The following is a 17,081-nucleotide window of genomic DNA, read 5'->3' on the forward strand; positions in this document are numbered from 1 at the left end:
ACTACGTGAAATCACTCTCAAAAATCCTGCTGTCAGGCTTTGCCGGCGCAGCGCTGCTGGCGCTGGCCGGTTGCGCCACTGAAAGCTCTCGCGCACTGCCGATCGAAAAAGTCGCCAGCGCCAACGTCGCCTACTCCGGCGTACGTGTACCGATCGCCGTGGGCAAGTTCGATAACCGCTCCAGCTACATGCGCGGGATCTTCTCCGACGGCGTGGACCGCCTCGGTGGCCAGGCCAAGACCATCCTGATCACCCACTTGCAGCAGACCAACCGCTTCAGCGTGCTGGACCGCGACAACATGGGCGAAATCTCCCAGGAAGCGAAAATCAAAGGCACTGCGCAGAAGCTCAAGGGCGCTGACTTCGTCGTGACCGGCGATGTGACCGAGTTCGGCCGCAAAGAAACCGGCGACCGCCAACTGTTCGGCATCCTCGGCCGTGGCAAGACCCAGGTGGCCTACGCCAAGATCAACCTGAACATCGTCAACATCAGCACCTCCGAAGTGGTGTACTCCACCCAGGGCGCCGGTGAATACGCGCTGTCGAACCGTGAAGTAGTGGGCTTTGGCGGCACCGCCAGCTACGACTCCACCCTCAATGGCAAGGTCCTGGACCTGGCCATGCGCGAAGCGATCAATCGCCTGGTCGACGGCATCAACGCCGGCGCCTGGAACCCGCGTAACTGATTCACGTGTTTTCAAGGAGCAGTACACGGATGAGCAAGGCAGTGAAGTTATCGCTGATGCTGACAGCAACCGCGCTGGTTGTAGGGTGCCAGACGGCACCCAAGCCCCTGTATCAATGGGAAAGCTATCAGCCGCAGGTTTATGAGTATTTCAAGGGTGAGCCCAAGGAAGCCCAGGTCGAAGCGCTGGAGCGCGACCTGCAAAAGATCAACGCCAGTGGCCGCCAGGCCCCGCCGGGCTACCACGCCCACTTGGGCATGCTGTACCTGAGCATGGGCAAGGATGACCAGATGGTGCAGCAGTTCCGCACCGAGAAGGCGTTGTTCCCCGAGTCCGCTGCCTACATGGACTTTTTGCTGAGAAACGCCAAGGCCCCGGAGGTGAAGAAATGAGCCTGTTGAAACTCACCGGTGCCTTACTGGCCCTGGCGTTGCTGGGCGGCTGCGCGGCACCCAAGACTTTTGATTACGCGGCGTACAAGCAGGCGCGACCGAAGTCGATCCTGGTCTTGCCACCGATCAATGAATCCCCTGAAGTGCAGGCGTCCTACAGCCTGGTATCGCAGGTGACCTACCCATTGGCGGAAGCCGGCTACTACGTGATGCCGATTGCCCTGGTGGACGAAACCTTCCGCCAGAACGGCCTGACCACCGCCAACGATATCCAGGCCGTGGCACCGGGCAAGCTGCATGAGATCTTCGGCGCGGACGCGGCGCTGTACATCACTGTCAGCGAGTACGGCACCAAGTACATGCTGGTCACCAGCGATACCTCGGTGACGGCCTCGGCCAAACTGGTCGACCTGCGTACCGGCACCACCTTGTGGACCGGTTCTGCACGGGCTTCCAGCGAGGAAGGCAACAACAACGGTGGCGGCCTGGTGGGCATGCTGATCACGGCGGCGGTCAAGCAAGTGATCAATAGCTCCACCGACGCAGCGCACCCGATTGCCGGTATCACCAGCGCACGCCTGCTGTCGGCCGGGCAACGCACCGGCATCCTCTACGGCCCGCGCTCGCCCAAATACGGCTCGGACTGATCCCCACAAACCCATGTAGGAGCTGGCTTGCCAGCGATAGCGGTAGGTCAGTCGCCGTATGAATTGACTGACCCACCGCTATCGCGAGCAAGCCCCACCTGGATCGACTGACCGCACGCTAACCCGAATCCCGACGCTCTTACGTCTGACCTTGTGAACGCATCATTCACTCACGAGGTTCAGCCCATGTCCCGTCCTCTTCTCTTCCTACGCCCCGCAGCCCAGGGCTTTGCCGTGACCTTGCTGGTGGCGCTTGCCGGGTGTGGGCTGTCGTCCCGTGACGAGGCCAAGGCGCCCCAAGCGGTGGCTATCCCCGAACTGCAAAGTGCGCCCGTCCAGGCTCAGGGGGCCATGCTCAAACGAATGGCGATGCCGGCACCGATGGCCATGCATGACGCGGTGGCCATGCAATACCGCACCGAGCCGCGCGAGCAGTATCAGAACCTGCCGGACAACCCGGTACACAGCGTTGCCCAAACCCCGGTCTCGACCTTCAGCGTCGATGTCGACACGGGCAGCTACGCCAACGTCAGACGCTTCCTCAATCAAGGTCGCCTGCCGCCCGAAGGTGCTGTGCGACTTGAGGAAATGGTCAATTACTTCCCCTACGACTACGCGCTGCCGACCGATGGCTCTCCCTTCGGCGTGACCACTGAAGTCGCCTCGACCCCCTGGAACCCCAGCACGCGCCTGCTGCGCATTGGCATCAAGGCATCCGAGCGTGCCGTGGCCGAGTTGGCGCCGGCCAACCTGGTGTTTCTGGTGGACGTTTCCGGCTCCATGGACCGTCGCGAAGGTTTGCCGTTGGTCAAAAGCACCCTCAAGCTGCTGGTGGACCAACTGCGTGATCAGGACCGCGTGTCTCTGGTGGTGTATGCCGGCGAATCGCGGGTAGTGCTCAAGCCTACATCCGGGCGCGACAAGGCAAAAATCCGCAACGCCATCGACCAGTTGACCGCCGGCGGCTCGACAGCCGGCGCATCGGGCATCGAACTGGCCTATCAAATGGCCCGCGAAGGGTTTATCGACCAGGGTATCAACCGCATCCTGCTGGCCACCGATGGTGACTTCAACGTCGGCATCAGCGACTTCGACAGCCTCAAGCAAATGGCCGCGGATCAGCGCAAAAGTGGGGTATCCCTGACCACCCTAGGGTTTGGCGTGGATAACTACAACGAACACCTGATGGAGCAACTGGCCGACGCGGGCGATGGCAACTACGCCTATATCGACAACCTGCGCGAAGCTCGCAAGGTGTTGGTGGAGCAACTCAGCTCGACCCTGGCCGTGGTGGCGCGGGATGTGAAGCTGCAGGTGGAATTCAACCCGGCCCAAGTCAGCGAATATCGCCTGCTGGGCTACGAAAACCGTGCCTTGAAACGTGAGGATTTCAATAACGACAAGGTAGACGCCGGCGAGATCGGTGCCGGGCATACCGTGACGGCGCTGTATGAAATTGTACCGAAGGGTACAAAAGGCTGGCTGGAACCGCTGCGCTATACGTCGGCACCTGCTGCCGAGGGCAATGCCGCAGAGCTGGCCATGTTACGGGTACGCTACAAGCCGGCGGCGGGCGGCAGCAGTCGCTTGATCGAACACCCGATCAATAACGCCCGGCACGCGGCCAGCGACGACCTGCGCTTCGCCTCTGCCGTGGCCGCTTTCGCCCAACAGCTCAAGGGCGATGGCCGCTACACTGGCAGCATGAGCCTGAAGGACACCGCCACCCTGGCCCGCTCGGCCCGTGGTGGTGATCCCTACGGCCTGCGCAATGAATTCGTACAACTGGTGGAGCTGGCCCAAAGCCTCAAACACTGATCTTGCCCATGACCGAGATCCCTGTGGGAGCTGGCATTAGTTCAGCCCGGCTCCCACAGGTAATCTGCATTGATCCATCGAAAGGAGTTCGCCACCCACATGCCCGCTCCAAATGATCCACCCAGCGACGAATCGCTGCTGGCCCGCTACCGCACCGGCGATGCCGCTGCGTTCGAGATCCTGTACGCCCGGCACCGCCAGGGCCTCTACCGGTTTCTCGTGGGCTTGAGCAACAAGGCCGAACTGGCTGAGGAAATCTACCAGGACACCTGGCTCAGCCTGATCCGCAGCACCACCCAGCCACAGGGACGGGCGAGTTTTCGTACCTGGTTGTTCCAGATTGCCCGCAACCGCCTGATCGATCACTGGCGCAAGCACGGCATCCTCAACCCGTTGCACGACAGCTACGACGAACAGCTTCATGCCCAACTCGACGACCGCGCCGGCCCCGAGCAGCAACTGAGCCTGAGCCGTGACCAGGGCCGCCTGGAGGCTGCTCTGCAAGACCTGCCTGAAGACCAGCGCGAAGTGTTCATGCTGCGTCTGCACGGCGACCTGGAACTGCCACAAATTGCCGCCCTGACCGGCAGCCCACTGGAAACGGTAAAAAGCCGCTTGCGTTACGCCCAGCAGAAACTGCGTCGGCTGCTGGCCGAGGAGGTACCCGTATGACTGACTCCCGACACTCCCAGGATCCGATTGACGAAGGGCTGATCCAGCACTTTCGCCAACACAGCGCCAGCGAGCCGCCTGCGTCCCTCGACGCCTTCATCCTCGCCGCTGCCCGCCGCGAAGCCCCAGCGCCCGCGCCGAGCCTGTGGCAACGCTGGCTGCAAGCCTGTCAACGGCCACGCTGGCAGATGGCCTTTGCTACCGTCGCCGGGGTCGCGCTATTGATTGGCGTGGTGATGCGCTCGCCAGTGCCGGACATCAACCTACCTGAAACCGCTCAGTACGCAGCCGCGCCACCGCCACAGGCACTGTCTGCCCCGGCTGCTCCTGCGCCGATGGCTCGTCTGGCGATGGCACCGCAGGCAGATAGCGCACCAATCCAGGCCGAGATGGCGATGGTCGATGAGCCCGTGGCAAGAATGAGCAAGCAGATGGCCGTCAAACCGCAGTCCCTGGAACAAGGGCTTGAGGAGATTGTGCGTCTGCGCCAGGCGGGAGAGAACAGGGCGGCGGATGAGAAACTGCTGGCCTTGTACAAGCGCTTTCCCGACGAAAACCTGCCCGCCCGGTTGGAAGCCCTGCAAAAGCGTTGACCAAGCGCCCACAAAAAAGCCCCAGGTCTTGCGACCTGGGGCTTTTCGTCTGTATCTACTGTCCCCGGCCTGGTTTGAACTGAGACCTACAGGCACCAGTTTTATAGGCTGTCTTGATACGTCATGACTTGGTCTTTGAGCCAGCTGTGCAGGGAGGTTAATTGCGCCGAACGTTTAATCCCCAGTGGCCAGACCAGGTAGTAGCTCGAAGAATGCGCCGGTTCGATGTCGGTGAGTTTGACCAGCTCCCCACGCTGAATCAGTGAGTGGGCTATCGAGCGGCGCGTCAATGCGACGCCGTGCCCGAGCCGTACCGCTTCGAGCAGCAATGTTGAATCGGTGAACTCCAGCGAGGCGTGAGGGCGTTGCCCCTCCACGCCCGCTGCGCATAGCCAGGTTGCCCAGCTTTCACTGGCGTGCAGCAGTGGCTGCTCCAGGATGGCGTGCGGCGTGTCTGGCAGTACACCGTGGTTGAAGTCGCGAGCAGCGACCACCAGCAATGAGTCGGTCATCAGTGTTTCGCAATGCATATCGGGCCATTGGCCGTGGCCGAAGCGGATTGCGCAATTGACCAGGCCCTGTTCTAAACCGGCGAACGCCATGGTCGATTCCAATTTCAGGCGCAGCCCGGGATGGGCACTCATGAAACCGTGCAAGCGTGGCAATAACCAGTGCATGGCATAGGAGGGCAGCACCGACAGGGTCAGTTGCGGGAAATTGCTTCTCGTCAGAAATTTCTCTGTGACCCCGGCTATTTCACCCAGCGCCTGCCTGATCTGGTAGGCATAAATGCGGCCCTCTTCCGTCAACACCAGGGAACGTCCGCTGCGCATCACCAAGGCAATACCCAAATACTCTTCAAGAGAGCCAATCTGATGGCTGACGGCACTGTGGGTGACGTGCAGCTCAATGGCCGCCAAATTCACCTTGCCCAGCCGGGCCAAAGCCTCGAAGGCGCGCAATGCGGCGAGTGGAGGGAGCTTCAATAGGTGAATTCCTTTCACGGAAAAGTCTAATAATAGCCGCTATACGTGAAGTGAGCGAGATGCCGATAATAGCGACGATTTAATTATTTAAATAACGTCGTGCTTATAAAGCGGGAGTTGTTCGCCATGATCAATGAAATCCAGTCGTTTCTGAAAAACTACTTTGATGTGCTGCAAACCCAGGATTTGAATCTGTTCGATCGGGTCTTTCATCGGGGTTGCGTGTTATATAGCGCGCAAGACTCGACCGTGATCGTCCGGTCTTTTGATGAGTACAGGGCCATGGTTCAAAGCCGTCAGTCGCCAAAAGAAGGTGGTTTTCCACAACTTGATGAAGTGTTGATGATTGATGTGATGTCTGCGGAAATGGCCATCGTTAAAGTGCGTTTGCGCCTATTCAATAACGTCATGGTCGACTACTTGAATTTGATGAGAGTCGATGGCCACTGGATGATCTTCGCCAAACTCTTTCACAAGGCCGGTGAAGTGACAACTCGATAAGCTAACCGCCAAATGCAAAATAAGAGCAATTTTATGTAGTGCAATCTTCGCGTCGCCAGTTTATTCATTCCCACTTACAACGGGAAAGCGCTTTGCCTAGTTGGATATGGCCGTCAGAAGAGTCTTTGTGATGGAAGCGAAACCAACTTCCTCGCCTTCCCACCACTATCTGAAACCATTGCTCCCTCCTGAAGATAGGTCAGAAGGTGTAAACCTTATTCAGGACGGGACAGCGCCCACAAAAAAGCCCCAGGTCTTGCGACCTGGGGCTTTTTGTCTGTATCTGGTGCACCCGGCGGGATTCGAACCCACGACCCCTGCCTTCGGAGGGCAGTACTCTATCCAGCTGAGCTACGGATGCTTGTGCGGGCGCCATCATACCCATGTCGACCTTGGGCGTCCATGCTGGTTTTTGGCCGGCTGGCGGTGGGATTCTGGAGCAGGGAGGCTCTGTACCGGGCGGTGTGTGCCATGGGCGTTGGGTGTGGCGCCGATACGCTTGTCAGAATAATCCGGCTAATGCGCCGTTTTCGTTCTTTTTTTCGAACAGACTATTGCCCTGAACCCCCATTGATCCTAGGATTCGTTTGAGATTTCAAACGCTCTGTCTCCCGTGCGCGATTGCGCCCAGTGACTGATTTCCCTGACGGCAGCCTTCGAGGCGCCTTTCAACAACTCTAATTTGCCCCGCGCGCGCGCGGTGCTGTTAAGGAAAGCCGACATGCAGCTTAAAGATACCCAGTTGTTTCGCCAGCAAGCCTTTATTGATGGCGCTTGGGTCGATGCGGACAACGGTCAAACGATCAAGGTCAACAACCCCGCGACTGGCGAGATCCTGGGCACCGTGCCGAAGATGGGCGCTGCCGAAACCCGTCGTGCCATCGAAGCCGCCGACAAGGCCTTGCCGGCCTGGCGCGCACTGACGGCCAAGGATCGCGCGAACAAGCTGCGTCGTTGGTTCGAGCTGATCATCGAGAACCAGGATGACCTCGCACGCCTGATGACCCTGGAGCAGGGCAAGCCGCTGGCCGAAGCCAAGGGCGAAATCGTCTATGCCGCTTCGTTCATCGAGTGGTTCGCCGAAGAGGCCAAGCGTATCTATGGTGACGTGATCCCTGGCCACCAGCCGGACAAGCGCCTGATCGTGATCAAGCAACCGATCGGCGTCACCGCCGCCATCACGCCGTGGAACTTCCCGGCCGCGATGATCACCCGTAAAGCCGGCCCGGCCCTGGCCGCCGGTTGCACCATGGTGCTCAAGCCTGCATCGCAAACCCCGTTCTCCGCGTTCGCCCTGGCGGAACTGGCGCAGCGTGCCGGTATCCCCAAAGGTGTGTTCAGCGTGGTCTCCGGCAGCGCTGGCGATATCGGCAGTGAGCTGACCAGCAACCCTACCGTGCGTAAATTGTCCTTCACCGGCTCGACCGAAATCGGTCGCCAGTTGATGGCCGAATGCGCCAAGGACATCAAGAAAGTGTCCCTGGAACTGGGCGGCAACGCGCCGTTCATTGTGTTTGACGACGCCGACCTGGATAAGGCTGTCGAAGGCGCGATCATTTCCAAATACCGCAACAACGGCCAGACCTGCGTCTGCGCCAACCGCTTGTATATCCAGGACTCGGTGTACGACGCGTTCGCTGAAAAACTGAAAGCGGCCGTGGCCAAGTTGAAGATCGGCAACGGTCTGGAAGAAGGCACCACCACCGGTCCCCTGATCGACGAAAAAGCCGTGGCCAAGGTTCAGGAACACATCGCCGACGCCCTGAGCAAAGGCGCGACCCTGCTGGCTGGCGGCAAGGTCATGGAAGGTAACTTCTTCGAACCGACTATCCTCACCAACGTGCCGAAAAACGCCGCTGTGGCCAAGGAAGAAACCTTCGGCCCACTGGCGCCGCTGTTCCGCTTCAAAGACGAAGCCGAAGTGATCGCCATGTCCAACGACACCGAGTTCGGCCTGGCGTCCTACTTCTATGCCCGCGACCTGGGCCGTGTGTTCCGTGTGGCCGAAGCCCTGGAATACGGTATGGTCGGCGTCAACACCGGGCTGATCTCCAACGAAGTGGCACCGTTCGGCGGTATCAAGGCTTCGGGCCTGGGCCGTGAAGGCTCCAAGTACGGGATCGAGGACTACCTGGAAATCAAATACCTCTGCCTGGGCATCTAAACCCGGCAAGGCATTGCGTGAAACGCAAAGGGCACGAGAGCGCTGACCCTTTGCGTGTTTTGAATGTTATTTCGCAAGTGGCCGGGAAAGCTGTGGCAGTCGATCATCGCATGCTGCCGTAGTTGCCTCCCCGCCACGTATTCCTTGGACCACGCCGCCCGATGAGCGGCGAATGAGGACTTTATGAGCAACAAGACCAACGCATCCCTGATGAAACGCCGCGAAGCCGCTGTACCACGCGGTGTGGGCCAGATTCACCCGATCTTCGCCGAATCCGCGAAGAACGCCACGGTAACCGACGTTGAAGGTCGCGAGTTCATCGACTTCGCCGGCGGTATCGCCGTGCTGAACACCGGTCACTTGCACCCGAAAATCATCGCGGCCGTGACCGAGCAACTGAACAAGCTGACCCACACCTGCTTCCAGGTCCTGGCCTACGAGCCTTACGTGGAGCTGTGCGAGAAAGTCAACGCCAAGGTCCCGGGTGATTTCGCCAAGAAAACCCTGCTGGTCACCACCGGTTCCGAAGCCGTGGAAAACGCCGTGAAAATTGCCCGTGCCGCCACTGGCCGTGCCGGTGTGATCGCCTTCACCGGCGCCTACCATGGCCGCACCATGATGACCCTGGGCCTGACCGGCAAAGTCGTGCCGTACTCGGCCGGCATGGGCCTGATGCCAGGCGGTGTGTTCCGCGCGCTGTACCCGAACGAGCTGCACGGTGTGAGTGTCGACGACTCCATCGCCAGCATCGAACGCATCTTCAAAAACGATGCCGAGCCGCGTGACATCGCTGCGATCATCATCGAGCCGGTACAGGGCGAGGGCGGTTTCTACGTCGCGCCGAAAGCCTTCATGAAGCGCCTGCGCGAACTGTGCGACAAGCACGGCATCCTGCTGATCGCCGACGAAGTGCAAACCGGCGCCGGTCGTACCGGTACCTTCTTCGCCATGGAACAGATGGGCGTTGCCGCCGACCTGACCACCTTCGCCAAATCCATCGCTGGCGGCTTCCCGCTGGCCGGCGTGTGTGGCAAGGCCGAATACATGGACGCCATTGCTCCAGGCGGCCTGGGCGGCACCTATGCTGGTAGCCCGATCGCTTGCGCCGCTGCGCTGGCGGTCATGGACGTGTTCGAAGAAGAGCACCTGCTGGACCGTTGCAAGGCTGTCGGCGAGCGTCTGGTCACTGGCCTGAAAGCTATCCAGGCCAAGTACCCGGTGATCGGCGAAGTGCGTGCCCTGGGCGCGATGATCGCGGTCGAGCTGTTCGAAGATGGCGACAGCCACAAGCCGAACGCTGCTGCCGTGGCTGCTGTGGTCGCCAAGGCGCGCGACAAGGGCCTGATCCTGCTGTCCTGCGGCACCTACGGCAACGTGTTGCGCGTACTGGTTCCGCTGACCTCGCCGGACGCGCAGTTGGATAAAGGCCTGGCGATTATCGAAGAGTGCTTCGCAGAGCTTTGAGCGGCAAGCTATAAGCTGCAAGTGATGTAACGCTTGTAGCTTGTAGCTTAAAACTTGCCGCTCAAAGAAGCCGCCCGTGAACAAAAAAACCGCGTATGCGGTTTTTTTTTGCCCACGGGCGGCTTCTTTGTCTAATGTGCAAGGATTGCCGATGGAGCGTGCTGCATGACTGCTGTTGATTTACCTGCTGTACCCCGTGTGTTGATTGCCGAGGCCGATCCCTGGTCGCGGGATCTGCTCAAGCAGGTGTTGTTGAATGTGCGCTGCGACGCGCGGCTGGATGTGTGCGCCGATGGGCAGCAGGCCGCCGGCTTGCTGCGAGACAAACCCTACGATTTGATCATTGCCGATTGGGAACTGCCGGGCGTCGATGGCTTGAGCCTGCTGCGCAACGTACGCCAGCAGCGGCGGGTGCCGGCGTTGCCGTTTATCCTGTTGAGTACGCGTAATGACAGCGCCAGTGTGCGCGAAGCCCTGCCCCTGGCTCCCACCGCTTACTTGACCAAACCCCTGGACATGGAAGGTCTCACGCAACGCCTGCAGGACCTGCTGCTTAACGAAGGCGAAACGGTGTATTGCGAAATCCCGGCCTTGGCGGCGGGCATGACCTTGTCGGTGTTCCTGGAGCGGCGCCGTGTGTTGTCGGACGGCGCGCCGCTACGGGTTGACGTCAAAGCTGCCGTGCAACGCAGCCTGGCGCCGGAGGGGCTGGATCTCAAGCAGTTGGAAGAGCAGGTGAAAACAGACCCGCAGATCACCGCCGTGTTGATCGCCGCCGCCAACAGCGCTGGTCATCACGGCACGCCGGTGCAGACCCTGTCCATGGCCCTGCACAAGCTGGCAGCAGGGCAGAGCATGAACCTGATTCTCGGCCTGGCCCTCAAGCACAACGTGATCCTCAGCGATGCCGGACTGAAGGAGTACGCCGAGCGCCATTGGCAACTGTCCCAGCAAACCGCGCAATATGCCCGCTCATTGGCGCGCATGCTCGACCTTGACCACGAGCGCTGCTACAGCGCCGGCATTCTCCATCGCCTGGGCGACCTGGCCCTGCTACGCAGTTTGCAGGAGTGGCGCCAGGGCGGTGGCGAACTGGATGATGAGTTGATTGGTGAGTCGTTGGTCACCTATGGCGCCAGCTACGGCTCGGCGTTGCGCACGCGCTGGCGTTTGCCCCTTGAGCTGCGCCAACTGATCGCGGCGATCTACTCCCTGGAAGGTGGGGTGTATTCCCGTGAGGCGTTGGTGATGAACATAGCTGCGCAACTGGCGGGGCTGACCGAGCATGAAGGTATCGAGGCGCTGGCCAAGGGCAAGACGGCGCGGCTGCTCAAGGTCGGGCTTTCAGAGTTGATGCGCATCCGCAAGCCTGCGTAGGCACTGTGTCAGGCACCCTACGGACATTCAACCGACAATTACCCGGTTCTTGCCCTGGCGCTTGGCTTCATACATCGCCGCATCGGCCCGGGCGAACAGGCTGTCGAGGGTTGTGTCTTCGGCGCTCAGGCTGGCCAGGCCCTGGCTGACAGTCACCACATAGGGCTGGCCTTCGTGACTGAACCCCAGTTGCTGGATTTCCTGTCCCAGGCGCTCGGCGACCTGTATGGCTGTTTCCGGCGCGCATCCAGGCAGCACGGCGGCAAACTCTTCGCCGCCAATGCGTCCGAACAGGTCGCCACGGCGCAATATGCCTCGCCCGCTCTCGGCGATACGCAACAGCACCTGATCGCCCTCCAGGTGGCCGTAGGTGTCGTTGATGGCCTTGAAATCATCGATGTCTAACAGCAGGAACGCCAGGGGCAGGCCCTGGGCGCTGGCCCGTTCGAATTCGTGATGGGCGCATTCAAAGAAGTGCCGGCGGTTGCTGCTGCGGGTCAGCACATCGGTGGTGGCCAGGCGTTGCAGTTCGAGTTCCAGGTGCTTTTTTTCGGTGATGTCTTCAGCGATGCCCACCACAATCAGCGGTTTTCCCGGGGTGGCCTGCTGGTTGGTAAAGCACTTGTCGCTGAGCCAGCGGATCTGCCCGTCAGCGGTGATGATGCGGTACTGGCGATCCTCGACCGCCCCCAGTTCCAGTACTTGGGCCAGGCTTCGCTCTGCGTATTCCTGGTCTTCGGGGTGGATGCTGTCGCGCCAGCCACGGTGGTCGGCCAGCAGCAGGCCTGCCGAAAGACCAAAGATGCGCTCATACGCGGGGCTCACGTACAGCACGCGCCGGGTTTCCCACTCGATGGCCCAGAGCACTGCGTTGACGCTCACCAGCAGCGAACTCAACAGTTGCTCACGCTCGCTCAGGCGCTCCACTTCGCCTTGGGCGTGCATCAACGCCAGCAAGGTGGCAGCAGCGGCCGGGCGCGACGTATCCGCCGAGTCGGGGGTGGTGGGGGTCGGGGAGTCCTTTTCGTGGACCATCGGCACAATTCTCTCTGGACATGCCGCAGCATCGAACAGCAGTCAAAACAAAGCCCGCCAGGATGGCGAAGTGTTGTTTGAGAGAGGGGAATTGCAGCTAAGTTCCGTTATCAGTCGCGATTGAGACGGAATGTTCGGTGACTGTGAAATGGCGCCAAAAAACTGGAGGTCGGCTTGGAATGTACCTGGGCCTTGTAGGAACTGGCTTGCCAGCGATGGGGCCTTGAATGTGGAGTGCAGTTCAAGGCCTCATCGCCGGCAAACCGGCTTCTGCAATGTCAGGCGGTGGGGCGCAGGGAGTAGGTTTTCAGCTGGTGGGCAAAGTCGCGCAGGGACTGGATCCCGCTGGCTTCGGCTTCGTGGACCCATTCCTTGATCGCCGCGAGCATGTCATGCCCGTTGCTGCTGGTCTTGAGCCAGATCTGCTGCAGCGCCAGGCGCTTTTCGTAGATCACTTTCAAGGCCTGGCTGTGCTCCAGCATGTTCTGGATGCGCACGTGATGGCGGTCATCCAGCAGGCTGGTCTCGCGCGACAGCAGGCGTTTGGCACGGTGGAACTGGTGGCGTACCGAATGATCGACCTTCTCCAGCTCCTGCTTAACCAGCGGCGCAATGACCAACTTGCGGTACTGGGCCATGATCTGGAAGCGGTTGTTGAGGATCGCCATGGCGGTGTCCATGTCCAGGTGACCCTTGCCTTCGACCCGGTGGGCGATAGGTGCAACCCGTTGCACCTTGGCCAGGCGCAGGAAGCTGAACACCTGGATCCAGGCCCAGCCCAGGTCGAATTCCCACTTCTTCACCGACAACTTGGCGGAATTGGGATAGGTGTGATGGTTGTTATGCAGCTCTTCGCCACCGACGATGATGCCCCACGGCACCAGGTTGGTCGCCGCGTCGCGGCATTCGAAGTTGCGGTAGCCGATGGCATGGCCCAGGCCGTTGATCACGCCGGCAGCCCAGACCGGGATCCACATCATCTGGATCGCCCAGATGGTGATACCGATGGTGCCGAACAGCAGCAGGTCGATGACCCCCATGATCGCCACGCCCAGCAGCGGGTAGCGGGTATAGACATTGCGCTCGATCCAGTCGTCCGGGCAGTTCTTGCCGTAGATGCGCAGGGTCTCGGGGTTTTCGGCCTCGGCGCGGTACAGCTCGGCGCCTTTGCGCAGGACTGTGGACAGGCCCTTGATCACCGGGCTGTGGGGATCGTCGACGGTTTCGCACTTGGCGTGGTGCTTGCGGTGGATGGCGGTCCACTCGCGGGTGTTCTGCGCTGTGGTCAGCCACAGCCAGAAGCGGAAGAAGTGTTTCAGGCCAGCATTGAGCTCCAGGGAGCGATGGGCTGAATAGCGGTGCAGATAGACCGTGACCCCGATAATGGTCACGTGGGTCATCAACAGAGTGACTGCCACCAGTTGCCAGGCTGACAAGTCAAGAAAACCGTTGTACCACATAGGCTGTATGGCCCTCAGATAAAGAAAAGAACAGCTCACGCATTATCACTAAGCCTACAGATAAAACCAGTCACCCTTTTGAATAGGAGTGACGAGATGTTACTTATCCTATAATCCGCAACCTTTGTAGGGCGATTCTGTTTTTTAGTAAGGATTACTAGTCATATGCTGCTTTCATACCGAGGTGCCCTCCGCGCAGGGCTGGTGTACTTGCTGATTTCCATCTTGTGGATCCAGCTCAGTCAGCAGGTTTTTATCACATTCCTCGATGAACCCAGCGAGGTGGTGCACTGGCAGATGCTGCGCGGTTATCTGTGGGTGACCCTCAGTGCCCTGTTTATTTTCCTGTTGTGTGCCCGCTGCGTGCGTGCCCATCGTATCCAGCAACCCTTGAAGGAAAACCGCGAGCGCCTGCGCCAGGCGGCGGCAGTGTTCGATTGCACCCGCGAAGGGGTGCTGGTCACTGACGCCCGGGGGCGGATTGTCCACGTCAACCGCGCCTTTATCGAAATCACCGGTTACCAGGTGGAAGACGTGATGGGCCGCCAACCGAGCCTGTTCAAGTCGGGGCGGCATTCGCCGGCTTTTTATGAGCAGATGTTTCGCACCCTCAACCAAGATGGGGAGTGGAGCGGCGAGATCTGGAACCGGCGTAAAAGCGGGGAAATTTATCCACAGTGGCAAACCATCCGTGTCATCCATGATGACCAGGGCCAGATCAGCCATTACGTAGCGGTGTTCTCCGATATCAGCGCGATCAAGCATTCCGAGCGCGAACTGGCCCATCTGGCTCACCACGACCCGTTGACCGACCTGCCCAACCGCCTGCTGTTCACCGACCGCGCCGAGCAGGCGCTGGCTTCGGCACAGATCCACAAGCGTGGCTGCGCGTTGCTGCTGCTGGACCTGGACCACTTCAAGATCATCAACGACAGCCTTGGCCACAATGTCGGTGACCAGTTACTCAAGGCCGTAGGCGAGCGCCTGCAGGGCCTTTTTGGCCCCGGCGTGACCCTGGCACGCCTGGGCGGTGATGAGTTCGCAGTGCTGGCGGAAAGTTGTCCACAGGTGGTCCAGGCTGCCGCGCTGGCCCAGCGCATCATCGACAGCATGAAACAGCCGTTCATGTTCGACGGTCATCAATTGTTCATCAGCGCCAGCATCGGCATCAGCCTGTTTCCCAGTGATGCCTTGAGTGCCGAACAGTTGCTGCGTAACGCTGACTCCGCGCTGTTCAAGGCCAAGAGCACCGGGCGCGAAGGCTATGCCTTGTACACCGAAGAACTCACCGCCCATGCCCAGAACCGCATCGAGATCGGTAATGAACTGCGCCGCGCTCTGGATCAGCAGGAGTTGCGGGTCTACTACCAGCCGGTCCATGACCTGCAAACCAGTAAGATGATGGGGGTAGAAGCCCTGGTGCGCTGGCAGCACCCGCAGCGCGGCCTGGTGCCGCCGGCGGAATTTATCCCGATTGCCGAACGCACCGGGCTGATCGCCGAAATCGACGCCTGGGTCATGGACCAGGCTTGTCGCCAGATGTGCCAGTGGCTGGCAGAGGGCAGGGACCTGTCCTTCCTGGCGGTGAATATTTCCAGCCGCCTGTTTGCCCGTCATGAACTGTATGAGCAGGTGGCCAAGGTGCTGCATGACACCGGCCTGGATCCGTCGAAACTGGAGCTGGAAGTCACCGAAAGCGCGGTGATGGATGACCCGGAAGTGGCCCTGGAGCAAATGCATCGCTTGCGCGAGCTGGGCTTGAGCCTGGCCATCGATGACTTCGGCACCGGCTATTCGTCACTGCTGCGCCTCAAGCGCTTGCCGGTACAGAAGCTGAAAATCGACCAAGGCTTCGTTGTCGGGTTGCCGTGGGATGAAGACGATGCGGCGATTGTGCGGGTGGTCATCGCCCTGGCGCAAAGCATGGGCATGCTGGTACATGCCGAAGGTATCGAGCAGAAGGAACAGGCGCAGTTCCTGCTCGACCATCAATGCGACATGGGCCAGGGCTACTGGTTTGCAAGGCCGATGCTGGCGGCTGAGATTGATTGGGCCAGGGCCCCGGCTATCCGCTGACCTCTATCCGGGGTTGGAATACAGTAAATGTGGGAGATTCTATGTTGCAGGGAAACCCTGCAACCTTAAATTCGGCTGATATTCGCTCTGGTTTTTCATCAGCGCGAATGCCACCCGGCAGAGCTTGCGGGCGAGGATCACCAGGGCTTGGGTCTTTGCCAATCCTCGGGCCAGGTAGGACTCGTAATAGGGTTTCCAGGTCGGCGATCGGCTAGCGGCCATTGCTGCGTTGTGAGCAAGGCGCCGTAACTCCGAATCGCCCTTTTTACTCAGGTGCCGAGGACCGGCCTTCTTTCCGGAGTCTTTTGGTCTCAGATCCATCCCCAAGAAAGCGATGAATGCATCGCCACTGGCGAAATGGCCACGCATGAAGGCTGTCGCTAGACCCGTAGCCGTAAGATCACCAACCCCTTCAATGGCTTTGCAGCGCTTGATGTTTTCGGTGATGCCTGCCTCTTTGCTGACTTTGTGCAGCAACTTCTGAATGACCAGCTCAGCTTGTTTGAAGGACTTTAACTGCTGGGCCAATTCGTCCTTCAAAAGCGGTTCGCCCGACCAACTCAGCGTTAGGCTCACGCGCAAGTTGATAAGCTCTGCACGTCGGTGCAGTAAGCTTTTCAATAGCTTATAAGCCTGCGGAGGTGGGCTCCAGAGCCGCAGCCGTTCCTGCTCGCTGCTCAGGTAGCGCGCCAGCAAACGCGCATCGCAAGGGTCTGTTTTCGCCCGTTGGCCAATGCTTTCGCGGTAATGGCTCAACCGATAAGCGTCTACAACGTAAACCCGATGTCCCATTTCATGGGCGAGTTCAGCTGTGTCCAAGTGGTAAGTGCTGGTGGCTTCCAGGGCAATTGAGCTGTTGGCAGGTAGCGTTTTGAGCCAGCGGCCAAGAGCATCGCGGTCGTTGGTAATGGTTTGAATGGCTTTGAGGTCTTCGCGGTAGGCGACGACGTCGGCCTTGGCCACATCGATACCCAGAACCGTTGGTGAAGTAAGGATTGTCATAACAAATCCTCGGAGCTAGTGTTTAAGGGCTTGTCGGGGTCTACCCCAGCGCTGGCTTGCCTCTATCGTCGGTTTTCCCGATGAATTCCTTATCGGCGCTTGGGGTAGAAAGGGCGGGACGAGAAGTCTCCCACGGTCCGTACTGGCTAGAGTCGGAATCGGGCTTTTAGTCACCGCCCACCCCTTCAAGTTTAAACATACAAGCGGG

General features: G+C 59.8%; 15 protein-coding genes and 1 tRNA gene. 11 read left to right on the plus strand and 5 right to left on the minus strand.

Going from position 1 to position 17,081, the window contains the following annotated elements:
- The first annotated feature begins 5 nt into the window (after positions 1 to 5).
- The 6 genes from BFQ03_RS21030 to BFQ03_RS21055 all read left to right on the plus strand — a co-directional run bounded on the left by BFQ03_RS21030 (position 6) and on the right by BFQ03_RS21055 (position 4,808).
- Complete coding sequence (locus BFQ03_RS21030; RefSeq protein ID WP_032856504.1) at positions 6 to 686, plus strand: CsgG/HfaB family protein; 681 nt, start codon at positions 6 to 8, stop codon at positions 684 to 686.
- A 29-nt stretch (positions 687 to 715) separates the two neighbouring features.
- Positions 716 to 1,078, plus strand: coding sequence for a DUF4810 domain-containing protein (locus BFQ03_RS21035; RefSeq protein WP_065943954.1), 363 nt, complete (start codon positions 716 to 718; stop codon positions 1,076 to 1,078).
- Positions 1,075 to 1,725: a DUF799 domain-containing protein gene (locus tag BFQ03_RS21040; RefSeq protein ID WP_032856506.1), complete on the plus strand. Its 651-nt coding sequence runs from the start codon at positions 1,075 to 1,077 to the stop codon at positions 1,723 to 1,725. The genes BFQ03_RS21035 and BFQ03_RS21040 overlap by 4 nt, the downstream gene beginning before the upstream one ends.
- Before the next feature lie 186 nt (positions 1,726 to 1,911).
- Complete coding sequence (locus BFQ03_RS21045) at positions 1,912 to 3,543, plus strand: vWA domain-containing protein (RefSeq protein WP_065943955.1); 1,632 nt, start codon at positions 1,912 to 1,914, stop codon at positions 3,541 to 3,543.
- A gap of 99 nt (positions 3,544 to 3,642) precedes the next feature.
- Positions 3,643 to 4,215 carry an RNA polymerase sigma factor gene (locus BFQ03_RS21050; protein WP_032856508.1) on the plus strand — a complete coding sequence of 191 codons (573 nt, stop codon included), beginning with the start codon at positions 3,643 to 3,645 and terminating at the stop codon, positions 4,213 to 4,215.
- Positions 4,212 to 4,808 carry a hypothetical protein gene (locus BFQ03_RS21055; protein ID WP_065943956.1) on the plus strand — a complete coding sequence of 199 codons (597 nt, stop codon included), beginning with the start codon at positions 4,212 to 4,214 and terminating at the stop codon, positions 4,806 to 4,808. The genes BFQ03_RS21050 and BFQ03_RS21055 overlap by 4 nt, the downstream gene beginning before the upstream one ends.
- A gap of 101 nt (positions 4,809 to 4,909) precedes the next feature.
- Here BFQ03_RS21055 and BFQ03_RS21060 read toward each other — a convergent pair whose 3' ends face one another.
- A complete protein-coding gene (locus tag BFQ03_RS21060; protein WP_239695267.1) occupies positions 4,910 to 5,812 on the minus strand; it encodes a LysR substrate-binding domain-containing protein in 903 nt (300 codons plus the stop codon).
- Between the two features lie 108 nt (positions 5,813 to 5,920).
- Between BFQ03_RS21060 and BFQ03_RS21065 the strand changes: the two genes are divergently transcribed.
- A complete protein-coding gene (locus tag BFQ03_RS21065) occupies positions 5,921 to 6,295 on the plus strand; it encodes a nuclear transport factor 2 family protein (RefSeq protein WP_065943958.1) in 375 nt (124 codons plus the stop codon).
- A gap of 284 nt (positions 6,296 to 6,579) precedes the next feature.
- Here BFQ03_RS21065 and BFQ03_RS21070 read toward each other — a convergent pair.
- Positions 6,580 to 6,656: transfer RNA gene (locus tag BFQ03_RS21070), tRNA-Arg, on the minus strand.
- A 360-nt stretch (positions 6,657 to 7,016) separates the two neighbouring features.
- Here BFQ03_RS21070 and gabD point away from each other — a divergent pair.
- From gabD to BFQ03_RS21085, 3 genes are all read left to right on the plus strand, one after another.
- Complete coding sequence (gene gabD, locus BFQ03_RS21075; protein ID WP_032856525.1) at positions 7,017 to 8,459, plus strand: NADP-dependent succinate-semialdehyde dehydrogenase; 1,443 nt, start codon at positions 7,017 to 7,019, stop codon at positions 8,457 to 8,459.
- 183 nt (positions 8,460 to 8,642) lie between these two features.
- Positions 8,643 to 9,923 carry a 4-aminobutyrate--2-oxoglutarate transaminase gene (gabT, locus tag BFQ03_RS21080; RefSeq protein WP_032856526.1) on the plus strand — a complete coding sequence of 427 codons (1,281 nt, stop codon included), beginning with the start codon at positions 8,643 to 8,645 and terminating at the stop codon, positions 9,921 to 9,923.
- A 165-nt stretch (positions 9,924 to 10,088) separates the two neighbouring features.
- Positions 10,089 to 11,300 (plus strand): HDOD domain-containing protein, encoded by a 1,212-nt coding sequence (locus BFQ03_RS21085; RefSeq protein ID WP_065943959.1) that lies wholly within the window; start codon positions 10,089 to 10,091, stop codon positions 11,298 to 11,300.
- 27 nt (positions 11,301 to 11,327) lie between these two features.
- On the opposite strand, the gene BFQ03_RS21090 is transcribed toward BFQ03_RS21085, so the two are convergent.
- The gene (locus tag BFQ03_RS21090; RefSeq protein WP_032856528.1) at positions 11,328 to 12,335 is read right to left on the minus strand and encodes a GGDEF domain-containing protein; all 1,008 of its coding nucleotides are present in this window, start codon (positions 12,333 to 12,335) and stop codon (positions 11,328 to 11,330) included.
- A 278-nt stretch (positions 12,336 to 12,613) separates the two neighbouring features.
- The gene (desA, locus tag BFQ03_RS21095) at positions 12,614 to 13,795 is read right to left on the minus strand and encodes a delta-9 fatty acid desaturase DesA (protein WP_032856529.1); all 1,182 of its coding nucleotides are present in this window, start codon (positions 13,793 to 13,795) and stop codon (positions 12,614 to 12,616) included.
- Positions 13,796 to 13,960: 165 nt separating this feature from the next.
- Between desA and dibA the strand changes: the two genes are divergently transcribed.
- Positions 13,961 to 15,871, plus strand: coding sequence for a phosphodiesterase DibA (gene dibA, locus BFQ03_RS21100; protein WP_065943960.1), 1,911 nt, complete (start codon positions 13,961 to 13,963; stop codon positions 15,869 to 15,871).
- Positions 15,872 to 15,910: 39 nt separating this feature from the next.
- Here the strand turns inward: dibA and BFQ03_RS21105 are convergent, their stop codons facing one another.
- Positions 15,911 to 16,873, minus strand: a complete 963-nt coding sequence (locus BFQ03_RS21105) for an IS110 family transposase (RefSeq protein ID WP_065942825.1) — start codon at positions 16,871 to 16,873, stop codon at positions 15,911 to 15,913.
- Positions 16,874 to 17,081: the final 208 nt, after the last annotated feature.

Origin of the sequence: Pseudomonas sp. 25 R 14, assembly GCF_900004755.1 — a bacterium.
GTDB classification, from domain to species: Bacteria; Pseudomonadota; Gammaproteobacteria; order Pseudomonadales; family Pseudomonadaceae; genus Aquipseudomonas; species Aquipseudomonas brenneri.

Bases quoted from the DNA above. Each gene is read 5' to 3' on its own strand.
- desA (WP_032856529.1), bottom strand. From the start codon at position 13,795: ATGTGGTACAACGGTTTTCTTGACTTGTCAGCCTGGCAACTGGTGGCA.
- BFQ03_RS21040 (WP_032856506.1), top strand. From the start codon at position 1,075: ATGAGCCTGTTGAAACTCACCGGTGCCTTACTGGCCCTGGCGTTGCTG.
- BFQ03_RS21090 (WP_032856528.1), bottom strand. From the start codon at position 12,335: ATGGTCCACGAAAAGGACTCCCCGACCCCCACCACCCCCGACTCGGCG.
- gabD (WP_032856525.1), top strand. From the start codon at position 7,017: ATGCAGCTTAAAGATACCCAGTTGTTTCGCCAGCAAGCCTTTATTGAT.
- BFQ03_RS21055 (WP_065943956.1), top strand. From the start codon at position 4,212: ATGACTGACTCCCGACACTCCCAGGATCCGATTGACGAAGGGCTGATC.
- dibA (WP_065943960.1), top strand. From the start codon at position 13,961: ATGCTGCTTTCATACCGAGGTGCCCTCCGCGCAGGGCTGGTGTACTTG.
- BFQ03_RS21035 (WP_065943954.1), top strand. From the start codon at position 716: ATGAGCAAGGCAGTGAAGTTATCGCTGATGCTGACAGCAACCGCGCTG.
- BFQ03_RS21085 (WP_065943959.1), top strand. From the start codon at position 10,089: ATGACTGCTGTTGATTTACCTGCTGTACCCCGTGTGTTGATTGCCGAG.
- BFQ03_RS21065 (WP_065943958.1), top strand. From the start codon at position 5,921: ATGATCAATGAAATCCAGTCGTTTCTGAAAAACTACTTTGATGTGCTG.
- BFQ03_RS21105 (WP_065942825.1), bottom strand. From the start codon at position 16,873: ATGACAATCCTTACTTCACCAACGGTTCTGGGTATCGATGTGGCCAAG.
- gabT (WP_032856526.1), top strand. From the start codon at position 8,643: ATGAGCAACAAGACCAACGCATCCCTGATGAAACGCCGCGAAGCCGCT.
- BFQ03_RS21050 (WP_032856508.1), top strand. From the start codon at position 3,643: ATGCCCGCTCCAAATGATCCACCCAGCGACGAATCGCTGCTGGCCCGC.
- BFQ03_RS21045 (WP_065943955.1), top strand. From the start codon at position 1,912: ATGTCCCGTCCTCTTCTCTTCCTACGCCCCGCAGCCCAGGGCTTTGCC.